This is a genomic window from Bacteroides sp. CAG:189, from assembly GCF_000432295.1.
Classification (GTDB): domain Bacteria; phylum Bacteroidota; class Bacteroidia; order Bacteroidales; family Bacteroidaceae; genus Bacteroides; species Bacteroides salyersiae.
Genome location: NZ_HF991102.1, coordinates 1 through 1,997, shown reverse-complemented (window position 1 = coordinate 1,997; position 1,997 = coordinate 1). Strand labels below are relative to the sequence as shown.

Below are 1,997 nucleotides of genomic sequence, written 5' to 3'. Positions count from 1 at the left end.
AACCTGAATGGAGATAAAAGTCTTTCTAAAATAGTGTGCCAATAAACGAACGTTCATTGAAACACTTTTTGGTGTTAAGTAGTTTGTTTATAGTTATTTATGTACTAATTTGAAATGAAAATGGTACATAACACATATTTCCCCTCTTTATGTTTTGTCTCCTGCGATAGGGAAACTATTGAGGGCTAGTGTATCTGAAGAATTAATAATCCATTTTATACACGCTTGACCGGAAGGAGCTTCATTACCCCGGTGTCCCTAAAGAATATTCTATTGTGAACAAATCCACAGATATCTGTTGGTATCCGCTTCGTGTCACCTATAGTCGTGAACTACAGTTGAAGGAAGTGCTTGATGCCGAGTGTATAGAGAACTTCATCCCGATGCATTATGAATACGTGAAGCAGGGAGAACGTAAGATACGAAAGTTAGTTCCTGTAGTACATAACCTTGTGTTTGTCCACAGCTCTTTTGCTTGTATTGATCGTGTTAAACAGTCTCTTGGTTCTTCCTTATCTGTGCGTTATATCATTGATCGTGAGACGAATCGTCCTCTTATCGTTCCGGATTCGCAGATGCATAGCTTTATCGCTGTTTCGGGAAACTACGAAGAACAGATTGTTTATCTTGATCCGGCCCTTACCTCTTTACGGAAAGGAGATCGTGTGCGCATTATTGGTGGTGTTTTCGAAGGGGTGGAAGGAATTGTTATCCGTGTAAAAGGCGATCGGCGTGTTTCTGTTTGCATCAAGGGCATTATGGCTGTAGCCACTGCATATATTCATCCTTCTCTGATAGAGCTTATACCCGACGCTGCTTGTGAGTAAGAAGCCGGTTTATTCTCCAGCTTTTCATTGTTAATTATTTCATTGTAAATTTATATATATGTTGTCTTTTCAATCACAAATTGATACTTTGTACCGTATAACCCGTGATCTTCTTAATATGGGTTTTGACGGGACTCCTCTTTATTCCAATGAATTTTGTGCACTCAATACAGAAGTTTACCGTCAGGCTGAGGCGCTTTTTGTGTTGCGAGGTTCCAATGTTGAAGAAGAGGCACGGCGTTGCTATGTTTTATTGACGGCCTATCATGCTACCATCTATGATCATGGTAATAAAAATCTGAAAATCCAGTCTTTGCTTGACCGTAGTTGGCAATTGCTTGGACAGCTTTCTGCTTCTTTGCTAAAGTGTCAGCTTTTGGTGGCTTGTTATAGTGAAGTTTTTGATGAAGATCTGGCTCGGGAAGCACATGCAATTATGAACAGTTGGACCGGTCGTGAATGGACTAAGGCGGAATGTGAAGTTTCCGATTATTTGGAAAGTCTGGAAGCCAATCCTTGGCCTGATTGGGAGGTTGTAGAGTAAGGCGTATTGTAATTTTTGCGGAATCATTTAATAGATATTGTAATGAGAATGAGATTTTTGTATAAATGTTTGCTGTGTTTGTTGGCGATTTTGGCATCCTGCTCTGCCCCCAAAGAGGTACTTTATTTGCAGGATATCGCTTCTCTGAAAGAGGAGGTTATTGATAAGAACTATGAGGTAATCATTCATAAGGATGACCTATTGGCTATTTTGGTGAATAGTAAAGACCCGGAGTTGGCGTTACCGTTTAATATGCCTGTAGTTACTTATCAAATAGGTAGTACAACTTCTGGACAGCAACGTTTGTTAGGTTATCTTGTTGATCAGAATGGCGATATTGACTTTCCTATTTTAGGAAGGCTTCATGTGGAGGGATTGACCCGTATGCAAGTGACGGAGTTGATAAAACAAAAATTAATGAATGAGGATCTGATCAAGGATCCTATCGTCACTGTTCAGTTTTTGAACTTTAAAGTTTCTGTGATGGGTGAAGTAGCCCGACCGGGTACATTTGATATTTCCGGTGACCGCATTACTTTATTGGAAGCTTTGAGTATGGCCGGTGATTTGACTATTTATGGCCGTCGCGACCGTGTGGCTGTTATCCGTGAAAAAGACGGCAAACG

General features: G+C 40.3%; 3 protein-coding genes. All 3 read left to right on the top strand.

Annotated elements, in window-relative coordinates; translation table 11 throughout:
- Positions 1-275 precede the first annotated feature (275 nt).
- Complete coding sequence (locus tag QVP90_RS14185) at positions 276-827, top strand: UpxY family transcription antiterminator (protein ID WP_005934164.1); 552 nt, start codon at positions 276-278, stop codon at positions 825-827.
- A gap of 58 nt (positions 828-885) precedes the next feature.
- Entirely contained in the window at positions 886-1,371 is a 486-nt protein-coding gene (locus tag QVP90_RS14180; RefSeq protein ID WP_021936811.1) for a UpxZ family transcription anti-terminator antagonist, read from the top strand.
- 42 nt (positions 1,372-1,413) lie between these two features.
- The coding region (locus QVP90_RS14175; RefSeq protein WP_288204599.1) for a polysaccharide biosynthesis/export family protein at positions 1,414-1,997 on the top strand (584 nt) is incomplete at its 3' end.